Raw genomic sequence first — 26,993 nt, forward strand, 5'->3', positions numbered from 1 at the left:
TATTCTTTTTATTTTTGGATTAATTTCTTCGCTTGTTCCCAATACACATCCATTTGTTCCAGATTCATTTCAGCTAGGGCCTTATCTTCTGCTTGGATGAGTTCTTCCATGAGTTGAAAACGCGTTAAAAACTTATGATTGGTTTGACTTAGTGCATGTTCGGGATCAATTCCGACAAAACGCGCATAATTAACCAAAGAAAAAAGAATATCGCCAAATTCCTTTTCCATCAAAGCTTTATTACCGACTTTCTCTTCTACTTTAAACTCTTGAATTTCTTCTTCAACCTTAGCCCAAACCTCTGCTTTATCACTCCAATCAAAACCAATACCACTTGCTTTTTCTTGCATACGCAAGGCTTTGATAATAGCAGGTAAACTAGTAGGTACCCCCTCAAGCACAGATTTTCGTCCTGCTTTTAGTTTGAGTTGCTCCCAATTTTGCAGTACTTCTTGTTCGTTGGCTACTTTTGTATCTCCATAAATATGAGGGTGTCTATAGATTAGTTTCTCACAAATACCATCGGCTATTGTTTTAACATCAAATAAGCCTTGTTCACTTCCTATTTTAGCATAAAAGACAATATGCATCAGCAAATCCCCCAACTCCCCTTGCATTTCTTTGGTATCGGCTGTAGAGATGCTATCCGCTAACTCATAAACTTCCTCAATAGTCAAGGAACGCAGCGATTCAAACGTTTGTTTTTTATCCCAAGGGCATTGCACGCGTAACTCATCCATAATGGTTAACAAACGCCCAACAGCTTCTAATTTTTCTTGTTGTGTATGCATAGCAACTTGTATTAATTCCTGTAAAAATAAAAAAAGCTCGTTGTACAACGAGCTTTTTATCTATTCTTTTTTCTTATTTATTTTCTTCAACCGCTTCTTGGAAAGCCTCTTGAATTAATCCTCTTTTTTGTACGATATTATACCAGTTGATTACCTTTTTAATATCAGAATTGTATACACGCTCTGCATCATATGTAGGCAATACTTCTTGGAAATAAGCTACTAATTCTGGATCAGAAACTTTGTGTGAAATTGCCTCTCCATTATTCTCTTTTGTCGCGATATTTTTGAATACGTCAAAAAGTTTAATTTCTCCTTCGTGCGTATATATTGAGATTTCAGATAATAAACTAACATTGTTTTTCAATCCTACTGTGCTTCTTTTCCCGTCAGCTAATGATTCTGCGATAAATCCTGTGCGTGTTTGAACAATTAACTCGAATAATCCTGGTTTACCAGAAATAGCTAATACTTTTTCTAAACTCATTTTCTAAAATTTTTCTTTTGTAACAAATATCTTAATTACTTCTTAATTTCCAATTTTTTATCTACCTTTTTTAGTAGCAAATTTCATTTTATAATCTGTAAACACTTTACCTTCCATAATATTCTTTAATCGCTTGGCAATTAATTTCTTTTTTAGGCTTGATAATTTATCCGTAAACAGAATTCCCTCAATATGATCATATTCGTGCTGAATCACACGAGCAGCTAAACCATTGATTGTTTCGGTGTATTTGGTGAAATTCTCATCGCAGTATTCGATGGTAATTTGTTCTTTTCGCACCACTAATTCGTGTACATCTGGAATACTCAAGCACCCTTCGTTGAATGCCCATTCTTCTCCTTCTTCTTTTATAATTTTAGCATTGATAAACGTTCGTTTATACTGACTTAAAAATTCTTTTTCTTCAGGTGTATTATCTTCAATATCAGCAAAAGGTGCACAATCAACTACGAATAGACGAATTGGCAATCCTACTTGAGGAGCTGCTAATCCTACTCCACTAGCCGAATACATAGTATCGTACATATTAGCAATTAATTCATCTAAATTGGGATAATCTTTTGTTATGTTCTCTCCTACTTTACGCAAAACAGGATCTCCATAACCAACAATAGATAGTATCATAGTTGTTCTTTTGTAACTTTATTTATTTAAACGCTTGCAAAATTAGTCAAATTTATAGTATTCTAGCAGACTACAAAACTTTTTTCGATTTAACTTTTTGCCTTTATTCTTTATTTTTAAGCATTTGAAAGTAAAATTCCCTCACTATTTTTCACAATCAAATGATTAGTTTACTGATTACTAATTTCTTAAAGGAATAAATTTCACTTTCAGTCTTTTTTACCTATAAAGAAAGGAGAGTTATTTTGATCTTCTTCTTTATTCTTCTTTGTCTTTTAAGAATTCAACCAGTTGACTTACTGCTCTTCCTCTGTGACTTACCGCATTTTTTTCTTCTAGGGTCAATTGCGCAAACGATTTGGTCATTCCTGTTGCCTGGAATAAGGGATCATAACCAAAGCCTCCTTCTCCTTGTTCTTCTTTCAAAATTTCTCCTTCGACAATTCCTGTAAACAGGTGTTGTACTCCGTTGTAATGCAAGGCAATAACGGTCTTGAAATTCGCTTTCCTATCTGATTTACCTTCTAATTCACGCAACAATTTGGCATTATTGGCTTGGTCATTTTTATCCTCTCCAGCATATCGAGCAGAATATACTCCAGGTGCTCCATTTAAGGCGTCTACTTCTAATCCTGAATCATCTGCAAAACAGTTGAAACCATAGTGTCTTTTGATGTAATCTGCTTTTAATAAAGCATTTCCTTCAATGGTATCTGCTGTTTCAGGTATATCTACCATACAACCAATGTCTTCTAAACTCAGTATTTCGATTGAATCTGGTACTTGATTTTTAATTTCTTTAATTTTATTCTTGTTGTTTGAGGCAAATATGAGTTTCATTTTTTTGTTTGGTTTTTGTAGTTTGTGCGATTTGTTCTTTACACCATTTAATTCACGGTCTCAAAATTACAAAATGATTAGGTAAAATGCAGTTTTTTTATGACGATTGATACATTCCAACTCACCAAGCCACAATCTACAGCAAACAATAAAACTACAATGGAAGTACTTTGACCTCTCTTCAACCTCTCTTCAACCTTCCTTCAATAGAAAGTGATATTTTCCTAGTATTCTCGAAGCATTCTCGAAGAAGTGTCGAAGAAAACAAGAACAAACCTCCTCTATCTCCCGTTTCACAAGGCGAGTAAAGTCTTGTCAATTGAGTTTCCAGTTTTCACGTTTGAGGCCCCACTTTTACCCGTTTGGGTTGTTTTTTTTCTTTTTCATTCCTATTAAAGTGTACTATTGTAGTAGGTTAAAACTTGTGAAAGGAAACAACAATGTTCTATGCTACGGTGTAAGTATTCTTTTTTTGATATAAAATGGTTGAGTTAAAATTTTATTAGAATCGCTTATATCTTAGAACAATAATTTCTTTTACTAGGTTAGTAATTGATAAGGTGAATGAGAAGAACAAACTTGTAATGAGTTTGTTCTTTTTTTATTCTAGTACGTGAATAAAAAAAGGTTTAATCTGCAATAGATCAAACCTTTTTTTAGATAACTTGTTTTTTGTGGGTTGGTTTTTGCTTTTTTGTTGGAATTATCTTAAGTACGCATCCAAGCATCACCCCTTCACTATTTCTTATATTCTTTCACCACTTGGTTAATTCTTCCAAAGATGCTTTTTCCTTCTTTGTCCATCATTTCAATTTCGATACGATCCCCGAACTGCATGAATGGTGTAGTTGGTTTTCCGTCTTTAATTGTCTCTAAACAACGAACCTCAGCTAAACAGCTTGATCCTGTAGGGCTTCCTTGGTTGGCTACAGTTCCGGATCCGATTACGGTTCCCGCCATTAACGAACGTGTTTTTGCTGCATGAGCTACTAGTTGTCCGAAATTAAACGTCATATCGATTCCTGCATTTGGAGATCCCACTAATACGCCGTTTAACGTAGAGTGTAAAGGCAAGTGTACTTTTCCGTCTTTCCATACCCCTTCTAATTCATCCGGTGTAACAACTACAGGTGCAAATGCTGTCCATGGTTTAGACTGATAGAAACCAAATTGTTTACCTAATTCCGCTGGAATTAAGTTTCTCAAAGAAACATCATTTAAGATGGTGATTAACTTGATGTGTTTCAAGGCTTCCTCTGCAGTTACCCCTGGAGGAACATCATCTGTAATAACCGCTACTTCTGATTCGAAGTCAATCCCCCATGCTTCACTTTCGATTTCGATATCATCTGTTGCACCAATAAACGCATCAGAAGCTCCCATATACATCAATGGATCGGTCCAGAATGACTCTGGTAATTCTGCATTTCTTGCTTTGCGTACTAATTCAACATGGGTTACATACGCACTTCCATCTGCCCAGTGGTATGCTCTCGGAATCGGTGCCATTACTGCAGCTGTTGTAAAATCAATCACATTAGATAGTTTTCCTGCGTTTAAGTTGTCATATACTTCTTTTAAAAGTGTCTCTTTTGTTGCCCATTGATCTAATGCTGCTTGCATGGTTGTTGCAATTTCACTTACTACCACTGCTTTTGTCAAATCTTTTGAAACAACGACTAATTGACCATCTCTTGTGCCATTGTTGATACTAGCTAATTTCATGAATTATATTTTTAGTTTTTATTGTTGGTTTACTCTTTTTCTTACTATTCTAAAAAGAAAAGCCGAAGGTATAAAAAAAATAGAGAATACTATAATTTCGTTTTGTTTGCCCTTTGAAGTATATTTTACTACGATAACACTTGAGTAACAAGGAGTTTGATCGTTTTTGCCACACCATCCTGATCATTCGTTGGAATGCGATGGGTAGCAATATCCAAAATTTGAGGATGGGCATTTCCCACGGCATAGGTATTAGCGTGTAAGCTCAACATCCCTTGATCATTTATGTTATCTCCAAAAAGGTGTAAGTTTTCTGCTTGAATACTGTACTGTTCTTGTAGAAAGGCAATTGCATTTTCCTTGGTTGCCTTTGCACTAGAGACTTCCAATACAAATTGATTGGGGATATACTGATCTTGCATCAACAAACATTGAAGTTCTGCACCAAAATGTTCTTGAATGTACAACTTTAGCGGCACTAAGGTTTCATATTCCTCAATAAACATCAAAACGAGGCTTTGAGTCTCCCAAGATTTTTGTTGTTCCGCCAAATGACTCACTTCCATAAATCGAGGATCATTGGGACGTTTGTCCATAAAATAGTTCAATCCTTTACTGGGGTTACTTTGATAGAAGATTCCTTCCTCAAACGATTCATTTAACGTAAAGATAAAAGGTGATATTCCCTCTGCTTTCCCCAGTTTCAATACCTCCTGTACAGCGGTGGCTTCCATCCCTTGAATCTTGACAACCCGCTGGGTTTGCCAATCGTAAATCACAGCACCATTGTTGAGAATCACGGGAAAATTCCAAGGGATTTGTTGAACAACTTTGGCTGTACTAGTCAGTCCTCTTGCCGTAGCAAAACCGAATTGGTGTGGGGTTGTTTCTATAATCTCACACAGTATTTTTTCACTTGTATTACTGAGTGTTCCCTTACTATGGAGTAGAGTTCCATCTAAATCGGAAATAAAAATATGTTTCATTTGACTTTATTCGTTAAGCATTGCAATAAATACCTCTAGCATCAATTCGTCTGTTGTCCAAGAGGTAATCAATCGAACTGCTGCATAGTCTGCATTAATCGGTTTCCATACATAAAAGTCGAATTTCTCTTGCAAGCGTTCAATAAGCGTCACTGGTAAAATGGGGAAAATCTGATTACTAGCAGGTTCTACTAAAAAAGCATGTCCTTGAGCTTGAAAAGCTTGGGCTAATTTCATGGCCATATCATTGGCGTCTTTGGCTAGTTTGAAGTATAAATCATCTTGAAAAAGCGCTAAGAACTGAATTCCTAAAACACGTCCTTTCGCTAAAAGTGCTCCTTTTTGCTTGAGGTTATAATCAAAATCCACTGCTAAATGAGGAGTTGGAAACACAATTGCTTCTCCAAATAAGGCTCCGTTTTTTGTGGCACCGATATAAAAAACATCTACGAGTTCGGCAATACGCGCTAAACTTAAGTCGTTGTTTTCTGCTGTTAAAGCATGTCCTAGACGTGCGCCATCCATAAAGAGAATTAATCCTTCTGCCCTACAATACGCTGCTATCGCTTGCAATTCACTTTCGGTATACAATGTCCCGTATTCTGTTGTATTGGAAATGTACACCATTTTGGGTTTAACTACGTGTGGGCGCAATTGAAATCCTGCTACCGTTTGTTTAATTTGGTTGGCTGTTAATTTTCCATCCTTACTTTCAATGGGAATTACTTTGTGCCCTGTGGCTTCAATAGCCCCCGTTTCATTGGCATAAATATGCCCCGTATTCGCGCTAATCACGGCTTCATATGGCCGCAATAAAGAAGAAATCACCAACAAATTGGCTTGTGTTCCTCCTGATACAAAATGGATTTCCGCTGTTGGCGTATTGAGTTTTTGACGCAGCAAGTATTTTGCTTCTAAGGTATATTCATCTAGGCCATATCCATTTTGCTGTATAAAATTGGTTTCTAGTAATTTATCTAAAATAGCAGGGTGAGCACCTTCTGCATAGTCTATTTTTAGGTTATACATATCGCAGTTTTTAGTCAAGTAAAAATAGGACTTTCTCTTGCAACATACGATGATTCAAGGGAAAACTTTAGTAAAAAAAAGAAAGAGCTCTTCTTTGTTTCGTTTAAAAAGTGTAATTTTAAATAAAAATCAAAAGATATGGATCACAAGAAAGTATACGCAGGAAGCGAAGTCATGGTTTTAGCTGTTCGAAACCTATTAGAAGAACACAACATTGCCTATATCATTCGCGATGATATTGAAGCAGGACGCAGTGCAGGTTATGGTACCTTAGGTAAGGCGGTTCACGTCTTTGTAGAAGAACAGGATGTAGAACGCGTTGAGGCATTATTAAAAGCAAATAATTTAGAGGAATAATTCAGTGAGTATTCAATCAAGACATAAACACAAGAGGCGCACCATTGATGCGCCTCTTGCGTTATCTTTTCTTTCTATTTGTTAGGGTGTTGCTTGATTTTGATCTTTCACGCGGATTTGCGGATTTGCAACGGCACCACAGGAAACACCAGAAACACGAAGGGTTGCCTGTTGTGACTTCGTTCCATCGCGTGCTTCGACCACATAGTGTACCTCAGCCACATCTCCAGGCTCAAAATACGCATTGTCTAAGGTTAAGGTTACTTCTTCTCTACTTGAAGAATAGCTCCATTCACCTACATTCGACTGCGTATAGGAACTCCCTACTTCGTTGCCACTGCTATTGACAAATTGAAATGAACTTGCATTTACCGAAAAGTCAAGATCCTCAAACAGCGGAATGGTAATTTCGGCTCCTCTACTTCCTCCTGAATCACTAACGCACATATCAGCCTGTACATCCTCTAAAATTAGAGCGTTGGGAATGGATACTTTTACGTTTCGAATAATGGTTTTTTGCTGGGTAAAATTACCCGTTGATGCTGTAAACCCTACTTTTACTCGTTCGGGAATCGGTGCTCTAAAATCATAGAGATTATTCGCCTTATCATAGGTCTTGAAAGACGATTCATATTTAAACTTATCAATGAGGGTGATTTCACTACGGTCTTCTTTAGCTTTTACGGTTATATATAAAGCCTCTCCATCACTAGCGGGTTCTAATTCTACAATGATTTTTTGAAAGTTTGGATTAGCTTGTGTACCTCCATTTCCAACATCAAAACTGTCTCCATCGGTATTGTGATCAAAATGATACTCCCCTGTGCGATAATCCAAACTCGCCATAGATAGTTCACCAGCGCTCACCGAAGCTCCTCCAAAGTACTTGGTATACAACACGGGGTTTCCGTTATACCCTGCTGCTATATAATAGTTGGCATGTCCTCCTCTTAGCGTGATGTGGTTTCGTTGATATCGACCGAAATCATTCTGATAATACCCTGCAGCTTGGAAACGAGCGGGTGAAATTCCCTCTCGTCTATGTTCATTGGTTTCAAAAAAATTTTTAAATCCTCCACCAATATCAAAGCCTACAGCCAAATAAGCGCCTTTCAGACTTGATTTCCTTCCAATTACCCCATTCGCTTCGTTATAGGCGTACCCCAAAGCCTCAAAACCATATCCTAAATCTAGTCTTTCCTCGGCATCATAAAGAAACAGCGCCATCCCTTCTCCTTTTCCATACGCCGGTTGATTTAAGGTTGCCATGGCATATTCAAATTCTATCGTCACCCCTTCTCTTAAATCGATCTCCAAATTATCAATGGCAAAGGCGCTATGAGCCACCCTTTTATTGGTTAAGACAAGTCCTTCGGAGGTATAACGCTCATAACCTGAAGGTGAATTTCCACCTGTATCTGATTGTTCCACAATACCTGGAGGCGGCGTTCCATTTCCTTCAGTTAAGGGTAGATTATAGAAGCCACTTCGTGTATTTTGTGCTTGTATAGTAAGTAAACTAAAGCAAGCCAACACGACATAATAATACTTTTTCATTTTTTGCTTATTGTGCTTCCAGTAGGATTAACCCTACTGAAAAGCCATGAATACTTATTTTACTTCTAAGACAATATTGAAGAAGGTTCTTCCTGTTGGTTGCGCACCACTTCTCATTTTATATGTCATGACCCCGTCATTGCTCATTTGTACGTCATAAAATACGTTGGTATCATAATAGGTCACGTGGTAATTCAATTCATTTCGACCTGCAACAGGTAAAGAAGGATAGGATCCTGCACCTGAATTAGATACCATCGGACTAGAAAACTGATCTCTATATTCATCATATACTTTTAAAGTACCTGAGCCCCCCGAAACAATTTCTACATACATCGCAGGTAAGTAAAAGAACTTCGGCATCCCTCCGTTGTCATTTCCTCCTGATTGTGCTTCTTCAAAAGAAGCCCCTCCGTTTCCGTCTGCGGTTAACACATAACCTGAACGTGCACTACCAGAGTTTATTTTCTCTTCTTCAATTCCCTTATCCTTCACAACACTGCTGTGTACTGCATCTACGCGTAGCTCATTATATCCCACGGCATCTGATGCTATTTTCTCATTGGTAATGGCATTGTTTTTAATCACATCTCCATACACAGATTCGCTATCTAGCTGATTGTATCCCACGGCATTATTATCGATTTTATCTGTAGTAATGGCTTGATTTCGAATCACACTTCCATACACTGAATTTCCTTGGAGTTGATTGTATCCAACCGCATCATTTTCAATGTGTTTTGTATCAATAGATCGGTCATAAATATCCAATCGAACATCGCGCAGTACAGCATTTTCTCCATTGGTTACTTTCACAGGTCCATCACCATACAATTCACCTGATCCAGTATTTCCTGACGCAGCTTTAAATTCTGCCCCTCCAGATCCATTTGCGGTTAACACATATCCTGAACGTGCATTTCCTGAATCAATTTTATCTTCATTAACCCCTTGATCTTTCAAGATAGCCCCATATACAGCATCACTTCTTAGTTCATTATACCCTACCGAATTACTAGCCATTTTTTCGTAGGTTACGGCATTATTTGCCAATTCATTTGTTCCTACGGCTTTGGTATCAATTTTGGCACTAGTTACCGCTCTATCTGCTAATTCAGCTGTATCCACTGCTTTTGCTGCAATCTTGGCACTGGTAATAGCTTCATTTTTAATTTCAGCCGTTCCTACTGCATTATCTGCAATGTGTTTGGTTTTAATTCCTCCTCCTTTAATATCTAGTGTTACATCTTTCAATACGGCTAAATCTCCATTTTGAACATCAAATAATTCACTGTCTTTACTCGTTAGATTACCTTTAGCAATAGAAGCTCCTGTTGGGGCTTTAAATGCCACGTTTCCATTCGCTTCAACTGTCAATACATGTCCTTGCGTTGCGTCTTCTGCATTTATTTTAGCTACAGTAACCGCTTTGCTCGCTAAAGCACGTGTACTTACGGCTCCATGTGCAAAATGCTGTTCTTCTATATTTTGAATATAGATGTGGTTTTTTCGAATCGCCGCGTTGACGATTTTAGTATCGGTAATCGTATTGTTTGCAATTTTTTCTCCTGTTACAGCAGCTGTATCTAATTCATCTGTTCCTACAGCTTTCGTGGCAATGGTTCTGGTATTAACTGCGCCGTCAGCAATTTTAGCATTGTCAATACCTCTATTCGCTACGCTAATGGTCACATCCTGTAAAGCGGCTTTCACTCCTCCTTCAATAGCAATCCCTGCACCTTCTTGGATCGTTTTTCCAGCTCCAGTCATAGCCTCTGTGATACTAGAAAATTGAGCAGCTCCTTGTCCATCAGCTGTTAACACTAAGCCTTTGCTAATTCCCGCAGTTCCGATTTTTTCCTCTGTAACTGCTCTTTCACTTAGGTGCTTATTTAGTATTCCATCCGTGGCAATTTTGATATCCAAGGCTTGTAAGACTGCTTTGTTGTTTGCTGTTACTTGAAGTGATCCATCGGACGTTACCGATTTTCCTTGCGTTGCTGCCAAATCACTAAATGTTTTGAACGCTGTATTCCCGCTACCATCAGCGGCTAATACTGCACCATTTACGGCATTCGCTGTACCTACTTTGGAACTAATTTTTTCGTTGTTAACTGCTAAGTTATCAATGTGTTTGTTTTTCACTCCTGCTTCTGCAAGGGCAATTTTCGTTTCGCTTAATAACGCTTTATTATTAGCTGTTACTTCGATGGAAGTATCAGAACGTAAATCCGCTCCATTGCCCACAAAAGCATTTTCATTCAACGCTTCATAAGCTACATTTCCATTGCCTTGCGCTGTTAAAACACTATACGGAACAGCATTACCTGATGACATTTTACTTACTGTAACTGCGGCATCAGCTAATTTTACTGTTTCAATTCCTCCATCTTTAATATCGATGGTTGTCTCCGCGAGTACGGCATTTTTACCTGTAGTACCTTCCGTAAATACTAAGGAAGTTCCTAGATTTAAATCTACTCCACCAGCTTCGACCGCATTTTTCGGTACGTAGTCAAAACCACCCTGTCCATCTGTAACCAATAAATGATCCATTGGTACATTGGTTACACCATCTTTGGAACTTAATTTGTTCTTGGTGATACTGTTTTCCGCAATACCGAGTTTCACATCTTTCAGCAGTGTATTCACCCCATTGCCATTAGTCATTTGAATAATATCATCTGTGGTTAAATTCCCAGCGGTATCCGTTACTATATCGCCTAATTCTCCCCAAACTACCTCGTTATTCGCTCCGCTAATCAACACACTTTTTGCTGTTACCCCTTGCGAAGAGAGTTTCGTTGCTGTAATTGTTTTCTCTGCAACTTGCGCATTTGTTACCGCTTGATCCGCTAATTGTGTTGTTCCAATTCCCTTAGCTTTAATGCTTAAGTTCACATCTTGTAACACTTTGTCCACGCCATTTTCAGAAGCGATAATAATACCATCAGTAGTAATATCCCCTTTGTTGGTAATGCGATCGGCAGTCAGTGGCAAATAGCTCACCGATGTTCCATTTGCACCAACTGTAGCCACAGCTCCTTCTAGCGCACCTCCTCCATCTAGTTTTGTTGCTTTGATGGAATGGTCATTTATACTTAGTTTTACATCTTCAACTACTTTACCTACACCATTGTCAGAGGCGGCAATAATTCCATCCGTTGTAATAGTACCTTTTTCCGATAATATGGTAGTCGATAGTGGCTGATAACGCACCATTCCTGCTTCGTTGGCCAAAGCCACGCGATTGGCTACTCCTGTACCTGCTGTTAGTTTTGTTGCTTGAATGGTTTGATTAACAATATGCTCATTTTTAATTGTTTCTGAAGCAATATGGGTTCCTTTTACTCCCCCTTCATTGATTTTCAGCTTCACTTGTGTAGTTGATCCTCCAAACAATACATTTTCTCCATCTTCCACCACAAGAGAAGAATCACTCACTAAATCCCCTTGCATTGCTGGGGCAACTACAGTATTGGCGGTAATAAATTGAGTATTACCCGATCCATCTGCGGCTAATATTGTTCCTCTATTCGCATCTTCTGAACTAATTTTATCCGTTGTTACAGCAAGATTTTTCAGGTGCTTTGTCTCAATTCCACCTGCTTTTACCTGTAGTTCTACTTTTTCAAGTAAAGCAGTTGCTCCATCTCCTGTAATTTCCAAGGATGTATCTACGGTTAAGGGTTGTCCTGTTACCGCTACCGTCATCGGTTGATAGGCTACAGAGCCATCTGCTTGTACAATAGGCACATAATTAGCTTTATCTACACCTGCCCATAGTTTATCTTCCGTAATGGCCTTAGGTGCTACTTTACTATTCGTTACTCCTCCTTCTTTCAAACTGATAGTCATTTCATTCAAAGCAGCTTTTGTTCCCCCTTCAATAGCGATAGCTGCATCAGAAGTAACGTCTTTTCCTTGGGCGGCTACGACATTAAATAGTTCCTGTTTTACCTCAACGTGAGCCAATACTTCGGTTATATTTTCAATCACCGTTCCTGGAATATCAATAATCGCAAGTGGCTCCGTTTGAGATTGATCATAAAAGGCATAAGCCCCGCTTCCCTGATCCACAATAGTTAGCGTATTTGCATCGAATGCAACCCCTGGTCCAACAATTGTTCCATTCGCATCAATATCTGCTTCACTATAGTATACAAAGGTTCCATTATCGTTTACCTCCAATACCGTTACTTTTTCATTGTCCTGCACAATTTCCTTGATAATCGGATCCGATTTATCCACCCATTGGGCTTTGCCTGCTTCATTAGTAACCAGTACTTGTTTGGCATTTCCTCCTTTTATTTTTGCAGGAGTTACTGCCTCATCTGCAATACTCAGCGTCATAGCTTTGAAAACGGCATCCGCTACTGTCGCTTGTCCGTTAACTAAGATTCCATCTCCCGATAAAGGCGCTTTTTCAATGTCGAGGTTTTCTAACTGTTCAATTTTTTGTGTCAAGCTAATAATAGCTTCTTCTACATTGTTGTAGGAGATTGAATTATCTTCAAATACAATTGATTTAGCTCTCGTATCGATTGTGGCTAAAATCGTTTGCCCTGTGCGATCGGCTTTATCTCTAAACTCATACACAAAAGGTTGAGCTTGTCTAATAAATAGTGTATTTGCATCAAAGTCTACTCCCCTTGCATTGGGTTTGATATTTCCTTCGCTATCTACCTGTTCTTCATTATAATAGGTCAAGGTTCCATTCCCATTATCTACCAAACGCGTAATGGACTCATTGGCTTCTACGATAATTTTGATCAACTCATCACTTGTACCGACCCATTTTACCTCCCCTTGACTATCTGTAGCTAAGATTTTATTGTTCCCATCTGGTGCAATTTTAGCTGTTGTTACCGCTTTATTTCTCAATTTTAAGGTAGAAACGGCCTCATTCGCTAATTTTATTTCTGTGATTCCGAAATTGGTTACATCTAAGGCTACATCTTGTAAGGCCGCATGTTCGCCTCCTGTTACGGTAATAGAGGGGCCACCAGTAATTTGTTTTCCGCCATCACCTAAGACATCACCTAGCGTTTTAAACTCAGCTCCCCCTTGACTATTAGAGGTTAGTACTAAGCCGTCTCCAACATCTAAAGAGCCAATCTTATCAGCCGTAACGGCTTGATTATCGATGTGTTTGGTTTTAATCCCACGTTCAGCCACATCTAAGCTCACATCTTGTAACACTGCCTTATTTGCTGTAATCGTCAACGTTTGTTCTGCGGAGGTCATCACTTTTCCTTGTTCGATAGCAATCGCCTCTAAGGTTTTAAAACTTGCATTACCTTGTCCATCTGCAGCTAATACCGTACCATCTGCAGCAACTTCTGCATCAATCTTTCCTACAGTTACCGATTGATTGGCTAAATGTTGGTTTTGAACCCCACTCGGTGCAATTCCAATAACAGTTTCCGTCAATACAGCATTATTTTCTTGTGGAATTAGCAAAGAGCCATCTGATTTTAAATCGGCAGCTGCCCCATCAAAAGCTGCTTCGTTTATTTTTTTATAGGCTACATTTCCTTGTCCATCAGCGGTTAACACGGCATTTTCGTCCGCACCTTGTGCAGAAATCTTCGCTGTCGTTACCGCTGCATCTGCTAATTTAGACGTTGAGATTCCACCAGCTTTAACATCCAACGACATGGGAGCTAAAACGGCATTTAGTCCATTCGTTCCATCAATAAAATCTAGCGCACTTCCTAAATTCAAATCGACACCTCCTGCTTGAACCGCTTCTTTTTCAACATAGTCAAATCCTCCTGCACCATCCGTAACCAATAACATATCGCGCTCCATATTGACATTTCCTTCTCTGGAAAGCAATTTAGATCTGGGGATACTATTCTCTTTAATCCCCAATTTAATATCGTTAAATAAGGTATTAATACCATCACCTTCTTTAATTTCAATGATTGTATCTGTTGTTAAATTACCCGCTGCTTCTGCAGCTATGTCATCTAATTCTCCCCATTTCACAATACCGTTTTCATCAATTACCATCACACGTCTAGGCGGTTCATTACCTGCTGATATTTTATCTACGGTAATCGTAGTAGGTGCAATTTGATCATTGGTAATGGTTTGGTTGGCAATTTGGGTTGCTGTAATAGATTGCTCAGCAATACTTAGCGTTACTTCCTTTACTAGGGCATGTTCGGTTTGAACTCCACCGTTTACTTGGATAATTCCATCTGTTTTTAAGGGAGCACTATCCGTTAAGTTTGCCCCTTTTAAGGCTTGATAACTTACCGTACCATCAGCATTTGCTGTGGCTATCTGTCCTGCTTGAGCCCCTTGTGCGCTTAATTTTGCGGCAGTAACCGAAGTATCTTCAATCCCTAAATGCACATTGCTCAACACTTTACCTTGTCCCTGATCTGATACCGATACAATACCATCGGTGGTAATATTTCCTTTTCCACTGATAGTTTCTGCCTGAATCGGTAAATAGCTTACCGTTCCATTTGCATTAACCGTTGCTACTGCTCCAACTTGTTCGCCTGTTGCATTGAATTTAGTTGCTTGAATCGTTTGATTGGCAATATTTTCATTGGTAATGGTTCTATTTCCAATATGTTCTCCTTTTACACCGCCTTTGTTAATCCCTACGGTTACTTTTTTGTTCTGATCACCAAATAAGACATTTTCTCCTCCTCCTTGAATGGTAATCACACCTGCTTCACCTACTAAATCTCCTTGCATAGCAGGTCTAACAGCCTCATCTGTGGGTTGGAAATGTGCTTTCCCTAATCCATCAGCTGTGAGTAGAGTTCCTTTTAACGCTTGTTGAGAGTTTATCTTCGCTGGAGTCACCACACCGTCTGCTAAGTGTTTCGTTTGTATACCCTCTTCATTAATATTGATAGTCACACCATGTAACACTGCTTTTTCTCCTCCTTCAATAGACAAAGATGAATCTGTACTTTGCACTTGTTTTCCCTTGTTAGCTACCGTAGTATAAATAGAATTTTGAACGTGCGTATCGTTTAAAATTTCTTCTATATTGTTAATGACACTCGCTGCTACATTAATGGTACCAATCGGTATAGTATCACTGGATTGATCGAAAAATTGAAATACACCTGTTCCGTTTCCTTGTGCATCAAGCAATTCTTCAATATGCAAAGTATTGGCATTAAACGTAACCGCATGTTCCGGATATATCAATACCCCATCTTTGTCAAAACAAGCTTCATTGTAGTAGGTAAAAGTTCCATTTCCATTGTCTTCAACATACGTAATGGCTTGATTTCCTTTTAAAATCTCTTTAATTACTGAATCTGTAGCGTCCATCCATTGCACTTCTCCACTGTCATTGGTCACCAATAACTGTCCTTTTTTTACTCCTGGAGCTATTTTTTCAGTGGTCACCGCTTGAGGCGCAAGCGTCATTGTCGTTACTCCCTCTGGTGCAATATCGAGCTTCATTGCCTTTAACACCGTTTTATCTCCATCAGTAATCGCAATCGATTGATTGGGTGAAGTCACGTGTTTTCCTTGTGCTGCTACAGTTTCAAAAATCTCTTCGCGTACTTCATCTTTGTTCAAAATCTCCGTAATATTTTCAATTACGGTTCCCAGAATATCAATTTCGGCTAAAGCATCTCCCGTTCTTGTATTTCCATCGCGGAAAATATATTTTCCTGCTCCATTATTTTCAATAGTCAACGTATTGGCATCAAAGGAGATACCAGATCCTGTAATTTGTCCGTCTTTATCTACATTTTCTTCGTTATAATAGACAAAAGTACCTTGCTCTTGATTCACGGTCAAAAGTGTAATCTTTTCATTATACGCCACAAGGTCTTTGATTACTTCATCTGATGCAGCTACCCACTCTACTTGTCCATTTTTCGTAACTAAAATATATTTATCTCCACCTGGTGCTATTTTATCTGGCGTAACCCCTTGAGAAGCAATCGATATTTTCGTTTCATGCAATACCGATAAGGCGCCTCCTTCCACTAAGATAGAGGCATCTTCATTTTTCAACTCTTTTCCTTTTGTCGCAATTTGTTGGTAGATTTCTTCAACTACTGTATCATGGCTCAAAATTTCTGTAATATTTTCAATTACAGTGCCTACAATATCAATTTCGGCTAAAGGAGTTCCTGTTTGTGTTTTTTTATCACGGAAGATATACTTGCCGTTGCCATTGTCCGTAATGGTAAGCGTATTGGCATCAAAATGCACCCCTGCACCAATTAAGTTTCCAGCGGCATCAAAATCACTTTCATTGTAGTACACAAAGGTTCCATCGTTAGCAGTGGCATCGAGAATTGTAATTGTTTCGTTCTTGGTCACCACTTCCTTCATGATGTCATCTGTCACAGGAATCCACTGCACTTCTCCCTCTTTGGTAACCAATATATGTTTATTCGTTCCTGGAGCAATTTTAGCTGTTGTTACCGCCTGACTTTTAATTTTGGAAGTCGTAACTGCATTAGTGGCTAATTTATTTTCCGAAATCGCTCCATCGGCAATGGTTAATAGCATCTCTTTCAATACAGCTTCAGCTAAACTCGCTTCTCCATTGACTAGGATTCCCTCTCCCGTTAAGGTAGCAGGTGCGGCTTGTGCAACCTCTATTTTGTTGATGATATTCTCAATCACCTGTTGAACGTTATCTCCCGCTATAACCGTGCTGTTGTTGTCAAAGTAAATAGCATTGGCGCGTGTACTGATCGTCATCAAAGGATGTTCAAGTGAAGTCATCCCATCATAAAAGTCATAAATACCGCGTTGTGCATCTCCTTCTCTTTCCTTAATTCTCAAGGTATTAGCATCAAATACAACGCCTCTGTCGCGAATGAGCGTTCCTGTTTGACTGTCAATGGCATTTTCATTGTAATAGGTAAATGTCCCATTCTGGTTGTCTTCTAAAATCGTTACACGTTCATTAGTGCGTACCGCCTCTTGGATGACTTCATCAGTTACCGCCACCCATTTTACCTCTCCTGTAGCATCTGTAATTAGTATCTGTTTGGTACTACCTGGTTTTATTTTTCCAGTTGAAATACTGCTGTCTTTCACTTTCAGTGTAGTGGGATGTAAAACAGTTTTTTGTCCACCTGTTACCTCAATAATTTCATCCCCACTTAGTTCTTTGGCATGTTCGCTAATCACTTGTATAATGGCATTGATTACCGACTTATCCTCTAAAATAATAGTAATATTTTCAATCACATCAGAAGGAATGTCAATTATCGTTTGCGTCTGGTTCTCCGAGGTATAGGTATATTTTCCTCTTCTATTGGGTTGAAGTGTCGTTAAAATATTCACGTCCGCCAAAGGCACTGATACGATGTGATTTTTAGAATCGCGCAAGAACAATGTTTCCTCCACAAGATTAACGGCTAGCTCTTCATTAATCGCAACATCTTTAAGAAAGTCATCTGTTGAAGTGATCAAGCGTACCCAGCGATTGGAAAACCAATAATAATAGCCAGGTTTTAACTCTTCATTAGCTGTGGTATTAAACACCAGTAAACTATTGGGTGTTTTTCCACCACTAAGATTTGAACTATCGGTAATTGAGCGCAAGGGAATTCGCGGAATAAGAACTCCTTTATACTGTCCTGTTTTGGCTTCAACATCTAAAAGTGCAGCTGCATTTGGATGAGCAGTACCGATTCCTACCTGTGCCCAGGTGATTCCCGTTACCATAAGTAACGCAATTGAAAGTACATTTTTTTTCATAAACCCCTATTTATTTCAATTATGTATTTTTTTTACTCAAGTAAACCCTAAAAAAGCGAAGCTTTCTTCACTTTTGTTACAGTAATCAAATATTATACCAAATGCGAACTTTTTGAATTTTATGTTATTTTTATAAAAAGAAGAGAAATTTATCCTCTTTTATAAACTACTAAAAATCAACAATTTTCATTTCAAAAAGCAATAGGACTATTTTTTTAAATAAAAATCAAAAATTAAACGAATACTGTATTTCATTTCTTTTTAAACTCTCCTGGTTTCCTACCTATTTCCATTCTTTATTTTAATCGCACTTTATTTTTCGTCCTTATTGTCTTTTTCTTACTTTAACTTTTTATATTAAATAAAAAGTTAAAAAAACAGTAATACAACTATTTTATTAAAATAAACATAACACATTATTCCTATCCTTTTAAATTAAAAAATATAATTATTTTCAATTTAAAAGGATAAATATAAATAACATAATAATCATTTCACATAAAATAGCTTTATATTTTTTTATTTTAATCTTTAAAATAACGTAAAAAAATTAACGTCTCCTTTACTTTGCTTGTCTTTCTTCGTTGTTTCAAGTTCTCTCGATGTCCTCCTTTGGCGATACTAATTCACTCTTTGTATAGGGAATTCCGTCAATCTTTGGGTATAAAAAAAGCTTACCGCTGAGGATTCAGCAGTAAGCTTTGGAAATTAAATGTATAAAATAATTATTTTGCTTTTATTCTACTTAAGGTCTCTTGAGAAACTCCTAAGTAAGAAGCGACAATTTTATTGGGTAATCGCTGCACTATTTTCGGATTTTGCGCCAACAACTGTTGGTAACGCGTAGTAGCATCCATGGTAACTAGTGCAAAAAAACGACTCGTATTATTGATATAGGCAAATTCTAAATACTTGCGATAGAATTTTTCCCATTGTGGAACTAAGTCAAGTAATTCATAAAAGTGAGTATGAGAAATAACATACACATCCGAAGCTTCTAAGGCTTGCATATATTCCTCTTCACTTTGTCCTTGGATGAAGCTAACTAACGTAGTGGCGAATTGATTTTCGAAGGCGAAGAACCTCGTGGTATCTTGTCCTGCCTCATTAATATAGAAGATGCGCAAACAACCTTTACAGACAAAATACATTTTTTGCGTTTGATTTACGCCTGTATTTAACTGCTCTCCTTTTTTCAGTTTTTCATAGGTAAAGAAAGAGAGTATCACATCAAGCTCTTCGTCTGTAACGTCAATACGCTCCTGTATATAATCAATTAGTTGCTTCATGTTCCTCTAATTTTCACTAACAAAAGTACGATAATACACGATATCGGCAATTGTTAGCACCGTCATTTTGTGTTCGATGGCAAATTCAATAGCTTCTGGTAGACGAGCCATTGTTCCATCGTCATTCATCAATTCGCATAATACAGCTTCGGAGGGTAACCCAGCCAGCTTCATCAAATCCACACTGCCTTCTGTATGGCCATTGCGCTCCAATACACCGCCTTTTTTTGCGCGTAATGGGAAAATATGTCCTGGTCGGACCAAGTCCGTTGCTTTGGCGTTTTTATCACTGGCTGCACGAATCGTGGTTAAGCGATCGGCTGCAGATAACCCTGTGGTTACTCCTTTAGCGGCCTCAATCGTTATTGTAAAAGGGGTTTGAAACTGACTCGTGTTCTCTGTTACCATATAAGGCAAGGCTAAGGTATCCGCTTTTTCATTACTCAAACACAGGCAAATTACTCCACTACAGTAGCGTATTAAAAGTGCCATATCTTGCTCTGACATTAAATGTGCGGAATAAATGACATCGGCTTCATTTTCTCTGTCCTTATCATCCAATAACAATACTCCTTTTCCAACTTTTAAAAAACTCAACGCGCGTTCTACGCGTTCTTGACTACTTTTTCCAAATTCTCGTAGCTTGTCTTCCATGCTATTATGCTTTAATTAATTTTTCTGCGTATTTTCTAGCTCTTGGAATAATCAAAAAGGCAGAGGCATACGCCACAGGTAGCATCACACTCCACGCTTTTAGGAATAAAAAGAACCATCCCTCTTGAAAACCATAGTTGCGGATTAATCCCACAAAGGCCATAATCAACGTCATAGGAATGACAACGAATAAAGTATTGACATACTTGTAATATTTACTATTCATATTTGATAATTTTACTGATACAAAGATGAATAGTTGGAAGAAGAAAGACATTGACTTAGGTCAATAAATGGTGGAGGGAAATGGGTGAAGGGTTTGGTGAGAGTTGGTGAGATTTGTGCGGTTTGTGCGGTTTGTGCGGTTTGTTTTTTAAACTCTTCTTTGGTGAAATAAACGTCCTTTATACCTGATGGTTTAATAAAGTACAAAAGCCAAAGAACAAAAAAAGGTTTAATCTTCAAAAGACCAAACCTTTTTTCTCGAGAATTCCCTGTTAACTGTTAATTGTCAACCAAACTATCCATCATGCAAGGTTTGTGAGATTTTTTCAAGATTCAAACTACTAGCCATGGCAGAGAAGATATCATAATAGGTTTGTTTATTGTCATACAACACCTCATGAATACCACTTTCTACGACTTGCCCTTTCTCCATGACGACAATATGGTGTGAGTCAATAATTTGCGAGATACTATGAGAGACAATGATTACGGTTCTATTTTCTTTAATGGCATCTAAACTTCGTTTAATTTGTTCCGTTGCAATAGCATCCAAACTAGCGGTTGGTTCATCTAAGAAGATAATTGCGGGATCCTTGAGAAATAAACGAGCAATGGCAATACGCTGTTGTTGTCCGCCGGATAACAGACGCGCATCGGATTCATATCCTTGGGGTAGATCCATTACCTGCTCGTGTATATACGCTTTTTTTGCTGCTTCGATAACCTGTTCTCGTGTGGCCTGTTCTTCTCCATAGCGGATATTTTCTTCAATACTTCCCTGAAAGATATGATTCTTCTGTAAAACTAATCCAATGTGTTTTCGCAATTCTTTGGTATCATATTCCTTTAAATCTATTCCATCAAGGAGAATTTGTCCTTCATTGGGTTCATAGAACTTATCCAATAAATTGATAACCGTACTCTTCCCTGCTCCACTCAACCCAACTAAAGCGGTTGTTTTTCCAGGTTCAATGAGCATAGAAACTTCTTTCAGTGCCCGTGTTCCATTGGGATAATTAAAGGATACATTTTTTAGTTCAATGCGTCCCTTTATTTTTTGAGGAATATAAGTTCCTGTGGTTTCTACCTCATTGGCTTCTATAATTTCAAAGAAGCTCTCCGAATAAATCATCGCATCATTCACATCATCGTAAATGCGGTGTAATTGTCGAATAGGTGCGGTGACGTTGTTGAACAGCAAAACATGGAACATAATCATCCCTACGCTCATTTGTCCTTGGAGCACAAAATAAGCGGTAAGCAAGATAATCACCACTAATCCAAATTGTTCTATAAAACTCTTAATAGCATCAAAAACGAAGCTCATCTTACGCGTATGCAACTGATTTTCGGTCATATCCATTTGAATGGCCTCGTGTTTTTGAGATTCTAATGGCTCGCGAACAAAAGATTTAATTACGGTAATAGAGTTAATCAAAGAGATTATTCCATTGTTTTTATTCTCGCGATAGCTCCTCATTTTACGTCTAAATCCCTTCAGTTTCTTAGCCTGCAATTGACTTACATAGAAATAAAGAGGAATCATAGCAGTACTTACTAAACCAATATATACATTGGCAGAGTAAATAAAAAAGAGAGCTACAATTGCATTAGCAAAAAGAGGCAAGATGTCAATAAAGAAGTTTTGAACTAAACGCGTAATACTACTAATCCCTTGGTCTATACGTGTTTGTAACTTTCCACTATCGTTTTCAGAAGAGGTATAAAACGCCATTTTAAAAGTTAAAATGCGTTCTACCACCAATTGAGAAATATCTCGAGAAGTATAAATACGCAGTTTTTCTCCAAAGTAACGTTGCCCAAATTGAATACAGCTAAAGGCTATTTCCTTGACGATTAGAATGACACTGCACCACAGTAAAATCTGGAATCCCCAAGACAGGGTTTCTTCTTGCGTTACTACTAGGTTCAATGCATCTACCAAACGACGAAGGACTAAAGCATTCACCTGTACAGCAATGGATCCTACGGCAGTTAACAAGAGTGTTCCAATCACAAGTCCTTTATACGGAGCTATAAACGGTTTTATTTTTTTTAATATGGTATATAAATTCATGGCACAAAGGTAGCATTCTCTTTGTTCTCGATTCTTGATTTGTATCAATAAATAAACACGAGATGCTGCTACTGTTTAGGATGTTTTATTTTACATTGAAGTAGAAAGTCACGGTTATTCAAGCCGCAGTTTTAACACCAAGCGCTATCACATAGACTAGATTTTCTACTTTCTTTATTTAGAATAAATATAAACAATTATCTTTGTCTTACTCTCAAACAAATAAGAAAAATGAAAGTATCCTTGCTATTCTTGTTGGGCTATGTAGCAGTCTGGCTATGTCCAACTGATTTAACTGCTCAAACACCAATAACAATTGGTCAATCGTACACGTTGAACTCCCGCATCTTGGATGAAGAGCGCAACATACAAATCTACCTACCTAAAACCTATAAAGACAGTACTTTAACACCCCAGTCTTATCCTGTCGTATACTTATTGGATAGTGAGAGTAACTTCCACTATTTCACGGCTTATATTGAAAAACTAGCGAAGTACCCTTATCCAGCAATTCCAGAACTCATTGTTGTTGGCTTAGTTAATACGAATCGAACAAGAGATTTGACCCCTACGGTACGCAAGGAAGAAGCTATGACAGAGGAACAAAAAGCGAAAATACAAGGAGAAACTGGTGGAAATGCGTTGTTTTTTGAGTTTTTAGAACAAGAAGTTAAACCTTTTGTAGAGGGAGAATTCAGAACCAATGGTTATGCTCTTTTAGTTGGGCATTCCTTCGGAGGGATTACTGCTTTAAATAACTTATTGAATTATACCACCATGTTCCAGGCTTATATTGTACATGATCCTAGTATTTGGTGGGATAATCGCTATATACTAAACGCCTATCAAGCCCAACCGGCCAAAGATTTTCAGCATCGTAAACTCTTTATTACCCAGGTTGGTGACAGCGAAAACAAAGGCCATTTGGAAGAACATTACAGCGCGATTCAAGCGTTCAATACTTATATGAGTCAAAGCAGTCCGTTACATCTTGAGTACCGCTTTCAACAATACGAAGGAGAAAATCACGGTAGTATTCCCCTAAAAGGGAATTTAGATGGGTTGCGTTCTATTTTTGAAGATTATCCGCTGAATTTCAAAGCGATTCAACAAGATCCTGATTTAGTTCGCACTACGTTTGCGCGTCTAAGCAAATCCTTACACTTTGATTTTCAGCCAAATGAAGCTTATTTAAACTATATTATTTCCTACTATGGCAGACAAAAAAATACAGCGTTAGTCGAATATTTTGTTGCCTATTGCCTAGAACTATATCCGAACAGTAAAATACGTCAACAGCTACTTACAAAAAACTAAGTATCTCTTCCCTCAACAATTGGAGAGATTCACCCAATATTTATTGTAAACCTTCGTGATTAGTAGGTTATTTACCTTTATATCCCCTAGCGCATGTCCCCACTACTGCTTCATGGGGTAAAAAAAGTTGTTTCCTATATAGTAAGCGAAGTATCGCCAAACAAAAAGTCTACTTTCCCGTAGACTTTTTTTATGTACGTTACTGTTACAAACGCAAGAGTAATTTTTCCGTTTCTCCTCCATCAATTCCTTCGTGAGAAGTATGGAATACTACTTTGCCATCAGCAATAATCAACAATTGAGGAGATTCGTGCTGCACTTGGAAACGATCTGCAATATCCAAAGACACCAAGCGATTCTTCTTTACATCAACACAATAACAATCTACTTGTGTGGGATTCGTAAAAGAGCGTTCAAAATTTTTCAACGCCATCTTACTGATGTAGCACGTGGTGCTATTTTTAAAAATAATACAAGGTTTCGTTGCACTATGGGCAATTAACTCCGATAAGGTAGCCGTTTCCGTAAGTTCAATCCAGTTCATAAGACATTTTTTCAGTTAAATAGAATGAATATTTCCCAATAAATGACGTTTTGTCACCATTATATACAAATATAGAAAATATTTTGGACAGAAAGTCGTAAATTTAAGAATGGAATACATCTTGTTAAAAGTAGAATACAACACAAAAAAAAATAGAAAATGAATTTGAACAATTTTACAATAAAATCACAGGAGGCCTTACAGCGTGCACAAGTCATCGTACAAGGATTAGGCCAACAAGAAATTGAGAACGAGCACCTTTTCAAAGCCATCCTAGAGGTGGATGAAAATGTGACTCCCTTTATCTTAAAAAAATTAAATATTAATATTGAGGCCTTTCAATCGGCTTTAACAGCGGCAATACAGCGTTTTGCTAAAGTGGAAGGTGGACAAATTGGTCTATCGAGAGCTGCAGCTACGGCCTTAACGGAAGCACAGGCCATTGCCACGAAAATGAAGGATGAATATGTTTCTATTGAACATTTGCTCCTGGCGATTTTTAAATCGAAAAGCAGCGTTGCCCAGATGCTCAAAGATCAAGGTGCTACAGAAAAGCAATTAGAAGCTGCTATTCAAGAGATTCGCAATGGGGCGCGTGTAACTTCTGCATCTGCAGAGGAAACATATAATTCACTGAATAAGTATGCCAATAACTTAACTCAACTGGCGTATGAAGGTAAACTAGATCCTGTTATTGGTCGCGATGAAGAAATTCGACGTGTGCTACAAATTTTGAGTCGCCGTACAAAAAACAACCCGATGCTAATTGGTGAACCAGGTGTGGGTAAAACGGCTATTGCAGAAGGCTTAGCTCATCGTATTGTGCAACAAGACGTACCAGAAAACCTCAAAGACAAACAGATTTTCTCTTTGGATATGGGAGCGTTGATTGCTGGAGCCAAATACAAAGGGGAATTCGAAGAACGATTGAAATCTGTAGTGAAAGAAGTTACGACTTCCGAGGGACAAATTATCTTGTTCATTGACGAAATCCATACCTTAGTGGGTGCAGGCGGTGGTGAGGGTGCCATGGATGCAGCCAATATTCTAAAACCAGCATTAGCCCGCGGGGAGTTGCGTTCTATTGGAGCGACAACCTTAGATGAGTATCAAAAATACTTTGAAAAAGATAAAGCCTTAGAACGTCGTTTCCAAAAGGTAATTGTTGATGAGCCAGATACTGAAAGTGCAATTTCTATCTTACGTGGTATTAAAGAAAAATACGAAGCACACCACAAAGTGCGCATCAAAGACGAAGCCATTATTGCAGCTGTTAATCTGTCGGAACGCTATATTACGAATCGTTTTTTACCAGATAAGGCCATTGACTTAATGGATGAAGCAGCAGCTAAATTACGCATGGAAATTAACTCTAAACCAGAAGAATTAGATGTTTTAGATCGTAAAATCATGCAATTAGAAATTGAGATTGAAGCAATTAAACGAGAAAATGATGAGGATAAGTTGAAACTTTTAGGACTAGAAGTTGCCAATTTAAAAGAAGAACGCAATGAAATTTTCACCAAGTGGCAGTCCGAAAAAGAAGTAGTAGATCGCGTCCAACTGTGTAAACAAGAGATTGAAACCTTTAAGTTAGAAGCGGAAAAAGCGGAACGTGAAGGAGATTATGGAAAAGTAGCCGAGTTGCGTTATGGCAAGATTAAGCAAGCGCAAGAGGAGCTTGAAAAAGCACAAGCTCAACTCGAAGAAAATCAGAAAGGACATTCGTTAATCAAAGAAGAAGTGACCAGCGATGATATTGCGGAAGTCGTTGCCAAATGGACGGGAGTTCCTGTAACTAAAATGCTACAAAGTGAGCGTGAAAAACTCTTGCATTTAGAAGATGAATTACACAAACGTGTAGTGGGTCAAGAAGAAGCGATTGAAGCCATTAGTGACGCAGTACGTAGAAGTCGCGCTGGATTACAAGACCCCAAAAAACCGATTGGTTCGTTCTTGTTCTTGGGAACCACTGGAGTTGGTAAAACAGAATTAGCGAAAGCCTTAGCAACCTACCTCTTTGATGATGAGAACTCCATGACGCGTATTGACATGAGTGAATACTCAGAACGTCACAGCGTAAGTCGATTAGTAGGTGCACCTCCGGGATACGTGGGCTATGATGAGGGAGGACAATTAACTGAAGCGGTACGCAGAAAACCCTATTCGGTAGTTTTACTCGATGAAATTGAAAAAGCGCACCCAGATACATTCAACATCTTATTACAAGTATTGGATGAAGGGCGATTAACGGATAATAAAGGGCGTTTGGCCGACTTTAAAAATACAATCATCATCATGACCTCTAATATGGGAAGCCACGTGATTCAAGAGAAATTTGAAAATACGACGAATTTAGAACAAGCTTCGGAAGAAGCGAAAGAGGAAGTACTGAATATTCTAAAACAAAGTGTACGTCCAGAATTCTTAAACCGTATTGATGAAGTAGTAATGTTTACTCCGTTAACTCAAGACAATATCTTATCTATTGTTGATATTCAATTGCAAGGAGTAATGAAAATGTTAAACGAACAAAACATTCACTTGGAAGCAACGAAAGAAGCCAAAGAGTTCTTAGCTCGCAAAGGATTTGATCCACAATTTGGAGCTAGACCTGTAAAACGAGTGGTTCAACGTGAAGTATTGAACAAGTTGTCTAAAGAGATTTTAGCAGGAAATATCAAAGCAGAAAGTATGATCTTGCTAGATTCATTTAACGATGAACTCGTTTTTAGGAATAAATAAAATGAAAA

17 protein-coding genes are annotated in these 26,993 nt (G+C 38.1%); 3 read left to right on the forward strand and 14 right to left on the reverse strand.

All coding sequences use genetic code 11. The annotated features are described in order from the left end of the window. Positions 1-8: 8 nt before the first annotated feature. The 7 genes from mazG to ACLJX0_RS10150 all read right to left on the reverse strand — a co-directional run bounded on the left by mazG (position 9) and on the right by ACLJX0_RS10150 (position 6,503). Complete coding sequence (gene mazG, locus ACLJX0_RS10120; protein WP_410880139.1) at positions 9-791, reverse strand: nucleoside triphosphate pyrophosphohydrolase; 783 nt, start codon at positions 789-791, stop codon at positions 9-11. 73 nt (positions 792-864) lie between these two features. After that, positions 865-1,278: a DUF5606 domain-containing protein gene (locus ACLJX0_RS10125; RefSeq protein WP_410880141.1), complete on the reverse strand. Its 414-nt coding sequence runs from the start codon at positions 1,276-1,278 to the stop codon at positions 865-867. A 57-nt stretch (positions 1,279-1,335) separates the two neighbouring features. After that, the gene (def, locus tag ACLJX0_RS10130) at positions 1,336-1,923 is read right to left on the reverse strand and encodes a peptide deformylase (protein WP_410880143.1); all 588 of its coding nucleotides are present in this window, start codon (positions 1,921-1,923) and stop codon (positions 1,336-1,338) included. Positions 1,924-2,181: 258 nt separating this feature from the next. Beyond that, the gene (locus ACLJX0_RS10135) at positions 2,182-2,763 is read right to left on the reverse strand and encodes a non-canonical purine NTP diphosphatase (protein ID WP_410880145.1); all 582 of its coding nucleotides are present in this window, start codon (positions 2,761-2,763) and stop codon (positions 2,182-2,184) included. 738 nt (positions 2,764-3,501) lie between these two features. After that, the gene (locus ACLJX0_RS10140; RefSeq protein ID WP_410880147.1) at positions 3,502-4,488 is read right to left on the reverse strand and encodes a fumarylacetoacetate hydrolase family protein; all 987 of its coding nucleotides are present in this window, start codon (positions 4,486-4,488) and stop codon (positions 3,502-3,504) included. Positions 4,489-4,616: 128 nt separating this feature from the next. Beyond that, on the reverse strand, positions 4,617-5,474 hold the full coding sequence (locus ACLJX0_RS10145) for an HAD-IIB family hydrolase (RefSeq protein WP_410880149.1): 858 nt from the start codon (positions 5,472-5,474) through the stop codon (positions 4,617-4,619). Between the two features lie 6 nt (positions 5,475-5,480). Next, the gene (locus tag ACLJX0_RS10150; RefSeq protein WP_410880151.1) at positions 5,481-6,503 is read right to left on the reverse strand and encodes a threonine aldolase family protein; all 1,023 of its coding nucleotides are present in this window, start codon (positions 6,501-6,503) and stop codon (positions 5,481-5,483) included. Positions 6,504-6,641: 138 nt separating this feature from the next. Between ACLJX0_RS10150 and ACLJX0_RS10155 the strand changes: the two genes are divergently transcribed. Further along, the gene (locus ACLJX0_RS10155) at positions 6,642-6,860 is read left to right on the forward strand and encodes a putative signal transducing protein (RefSeq protein WP_410880153.1); all 219 of its coding nucleotides are present in this window, start codon (positions 6,642-6,644) and stop codon (positions 6,858-6,860) included. 81 nt (positions 6,861-6,941) lie between these two features. Here ACLJX0_RS10155 and ACLJX0_RS10160 read toward each other — a convergent pair whose 3' ends face one another. The 6 genes from ACLJX0_RS10160 to ACLJX0_RS10185 all read right to left on the reverse strand — a co-directional run bounded on the left by ACLJX0_RS10160 (position 6,942) and on the right by ACLJX0_RS10185 (position 22,379). Continuing rightward, complete coding sequence (locus tag ACLJX0_RS10160; RefSeq protein WP_410880155.1) at positions 6,942-8,417, reverse strand: hypothetical protein; 1,476 nt, start codon at positions 8,415-8,417, stop codon at positions 6,942-6,944. Between the two features lie 54 nt (positions 8,418-8,471). After that, the gene (locus ACLJX0_RS10165) at positions 8,472-18,134 is read right to left on the reverse strand and encodes a hypothetical protein (protein ID WP_410880157.1); all 9,663 of its coding nucleotides are present in this window, start codon (positions 18,132-18,134) and stop codon (positions 8,472-8,474) included. 725 nt (positions 18,135-18,859) lie between these two features. After that, entirely contained in the window at positions 18,860-19,423 is a 564-nt protein-coding gene (locus ACLJX0_RS10170) for a Crp/Fnr family transcriptional regulator (protein WP_410880159.1), read from the reverse strand. A 6-nt stretch (positions 19,424-19,429) separates the two neighbouring features. Then, on the reverse strand, positions 19,430-20,077 hold the full coding sequence (gene ribB, locus ACLJX0_RS10175) for a 3,4-dihydroxy-2-butanone-4-phosphate synthase (protein WP_410880161.1): 648 nt from the start codon (positions 20,075-20,077) through the stop codon (positions 19,430-19,432). A 4-nt stretch (positions 20,078-20,081) separates the two neighbouring features. After that, positions 20,082-20,303, reverse strand: a complete 222-nt coding sequence (locus ACLJX0_RS10180) for a DUF2798 domain-containing protein (protein WP_410880162.1) — start codon at positions 20,301-20,303, stop codon at positions 20,082-20,084. A 294-nt stretch (positions 20,304-20,597) separates the two neighbouring features. After that, positions 20,598-22,379: an ABC transporter ATP-binding protein gene (locus ACLJX0_RS10185; RefSeq protein ID WP_410880164.1), complete on the reverse strand. Its 1,782-nt coding sequence runs from the start codon at positions 22,377-22,379 to the stop codon at positions 20,598-20,600. A gap of 231 nt (positions 22,380-22,610) precedes the next feature. Here ACLJX0_RS10185 and ACLJX0_RS10190 point away from each other — a divergent pair, with 231 nt between their 5' ends. Further along, positions 22,611-23,696, forward strand: coding sequence for an alpha/beta hydrolase (locus ACLJX0_RS10190; RefSeq protein ID WP_410880166.1), 1,086 nt, complete (start codon positions 22,611-22,613; stop codon positions 23,694-23,696). A 205-nt stretch (positions 23,697-23,901) separates the two neighbouring features. Here ACLJX0_RS10190 and ytxJ read toward each other — a convergent pair whose 3' ends face one another. Next, positions 23,902-24,240 (reverse strand): bacillithiol system redox-active protein YtxJ, encoded by a 339-nt coding sequence (gene ytxJ, locus ACLJX0_RS10195; protein ID WP_410880168.1) that lies wholly within the window; start codon positions 24,238-24,240, stop codon positions 23,902-23,904. Positions 24,241-24,399: 159 nt separating this feature from the next. Here ytxJ and clpB point away from each other — a divergent pair, with 159 nt between their 5' ends. Further along, the gene (gene clpB / locus ACLJX0_RS10200; protein ID WP_410880170.1) at positions 24,400-26,985 is read left to right on the forward strand and encodes an ATP-dependent chaperone ClpB; all 2,586 of its coding nucleotides are present in this window, start codon (positions 24,400-24,402) and stop codon (positions 26,983-26,985) included. Positions 26,986-26,993 lie beyond the last annotated feature (8 nt).

This window comes from Myroides sp. DW712 (genome assembly GCF_046557355.1).
Taxonomy (GTDB): domain Bacteria; phylum Bacteroidota; class Bacteroidia; order Flavobacteriales; family Flavobacteriaceae; genus Flavobacterium.

What these genes read in the sequence shown, in the direction of transcription:
- mazG (WP_410880139.1), bottom strand. Translation starts at nt 791, where the DNA reads ATGCATACACAACAAGAAAAATTAGAAGCTGTTGGGCGTTTGTTAACC.
- ACLJX0_RS10125 (WP_410880141.1), bottom strand. Translation starts at nt 1,278, where the DNA reads ATGAGTTTAGAAAAAGTATTAGCTATTTCTGGTAAACCAGGATTATTC.
- def (WP_410880143.1), bottom strand. Translation starts at nt 1,923, where the DNA reads ATGATACTATCTATTGTTGGTTATGGAGATCCTGTTTTGCGTAAAGTA.
- ACLJX0_RS10135 (WP_410880145.1), bottom strand. Translation starts at nt 2,763, where the DNA reads ATGAAACTCATATTTGCCTCAAACAACAAGAATAAAATTAAAGAAATT.
- ACLJX0_RS10140 (WP_410880147.1), bottom strand. Translation starts at nt 4,488, where the DNA reads ATGAAATTAGCTAGTATCAACAATGGCACAAGAGATGGTCAATTAGTC.
- ACLJX0_RS10145 (WP_410880149.1), bottom strand. Translation starts at nt 5,474, where the DNA reads ATGAAACATATTTTTATTTCCGATTTAGATGGAACTCTACTCCATAGT.
- ACLJX0_RS10150 (WP_410880151.1), bottom strand. Translation starts at nt 6,503, where the DNA reads ATGTATAACCTAAAAATAGACTATGCAGAAGGTGCTCACCCTGCTATT.
- ACLJX0_RS10155 (WP_410880153.1), top strand. Translation starts at nt 6,642, where the DNA reads ATGGATCACAAGAAAGTATACGCAGGAAGCGAAGTCATGGTTTTAGCT.
- ACLJX0_RS10160 (WP_410880155.1), bottom strand. Translation starts at nt 8,417, where the DNA reads ATGAAAAAGTATTATTATGTCGTGTTGGCTTGCTTTAGTTTACTTACT.
- ACLJX0_RS10165 (WP_410880157.1), bottom strand. Translation starts at nt 18,134, where the DNA reads ATGAAAAAAAATGTACTTTCAATTGCGTTACTTATGGTAACGGGAATC.
- ACLJX0_RS10170 (WP_410880159.1), bottom strand. Translation starts at nt 19,423, where the DNA reads ATGAAGCAACTAATTGATTATATACAGGAGCGTATTGACGTTACAGAC.
- ribB (WP_410880161.1), bottom strand. Translation starts at nt 20,077, where the DNA reads ATGGAAGACAAGCTACGAGAATTTGGAAAAAGTAGTCAAGAACGCGTA.
- ACLJX0_RS10180 (WP_410880162.1), bottom strand. Translation starts at nt 20,303, where the DNA reads ATGAATAGTAAATATTACAAGTATGTCAATACTTTATTCGTTGTCATT.
- ACLJX0_RS10185 (WP_410880164.1), bottom strand. Translation starts at nt 22,379, where the DNA reads ATGAATTTATATACCATATTAAAAAAAATAAAACCGTTTATAGCTCCG.
- ACLJX0_RS10190 (WP_410880166.1), top strand. Translation starts at nt 22,611, where the DNA reads ATGAAAGTATCCTTGCTATTCTTGTTGGGCTATGTAGCAGTCTGGCTA.
- ytxJ (WP_410880168.1), bottom strand. Translation starts at nt 24,240, where the DNA reads ATGAACTGGATTGAACTTACGGAAACGGCTACCTTATCGGAGTTAATT.
- clpB (WP_410880170.1), top strand. Translation starts at nt 24,400, where the DNA reads ATGAATTTGAACAATTTTACAATAAAATCACAGGAGGCCTTACAGCGT.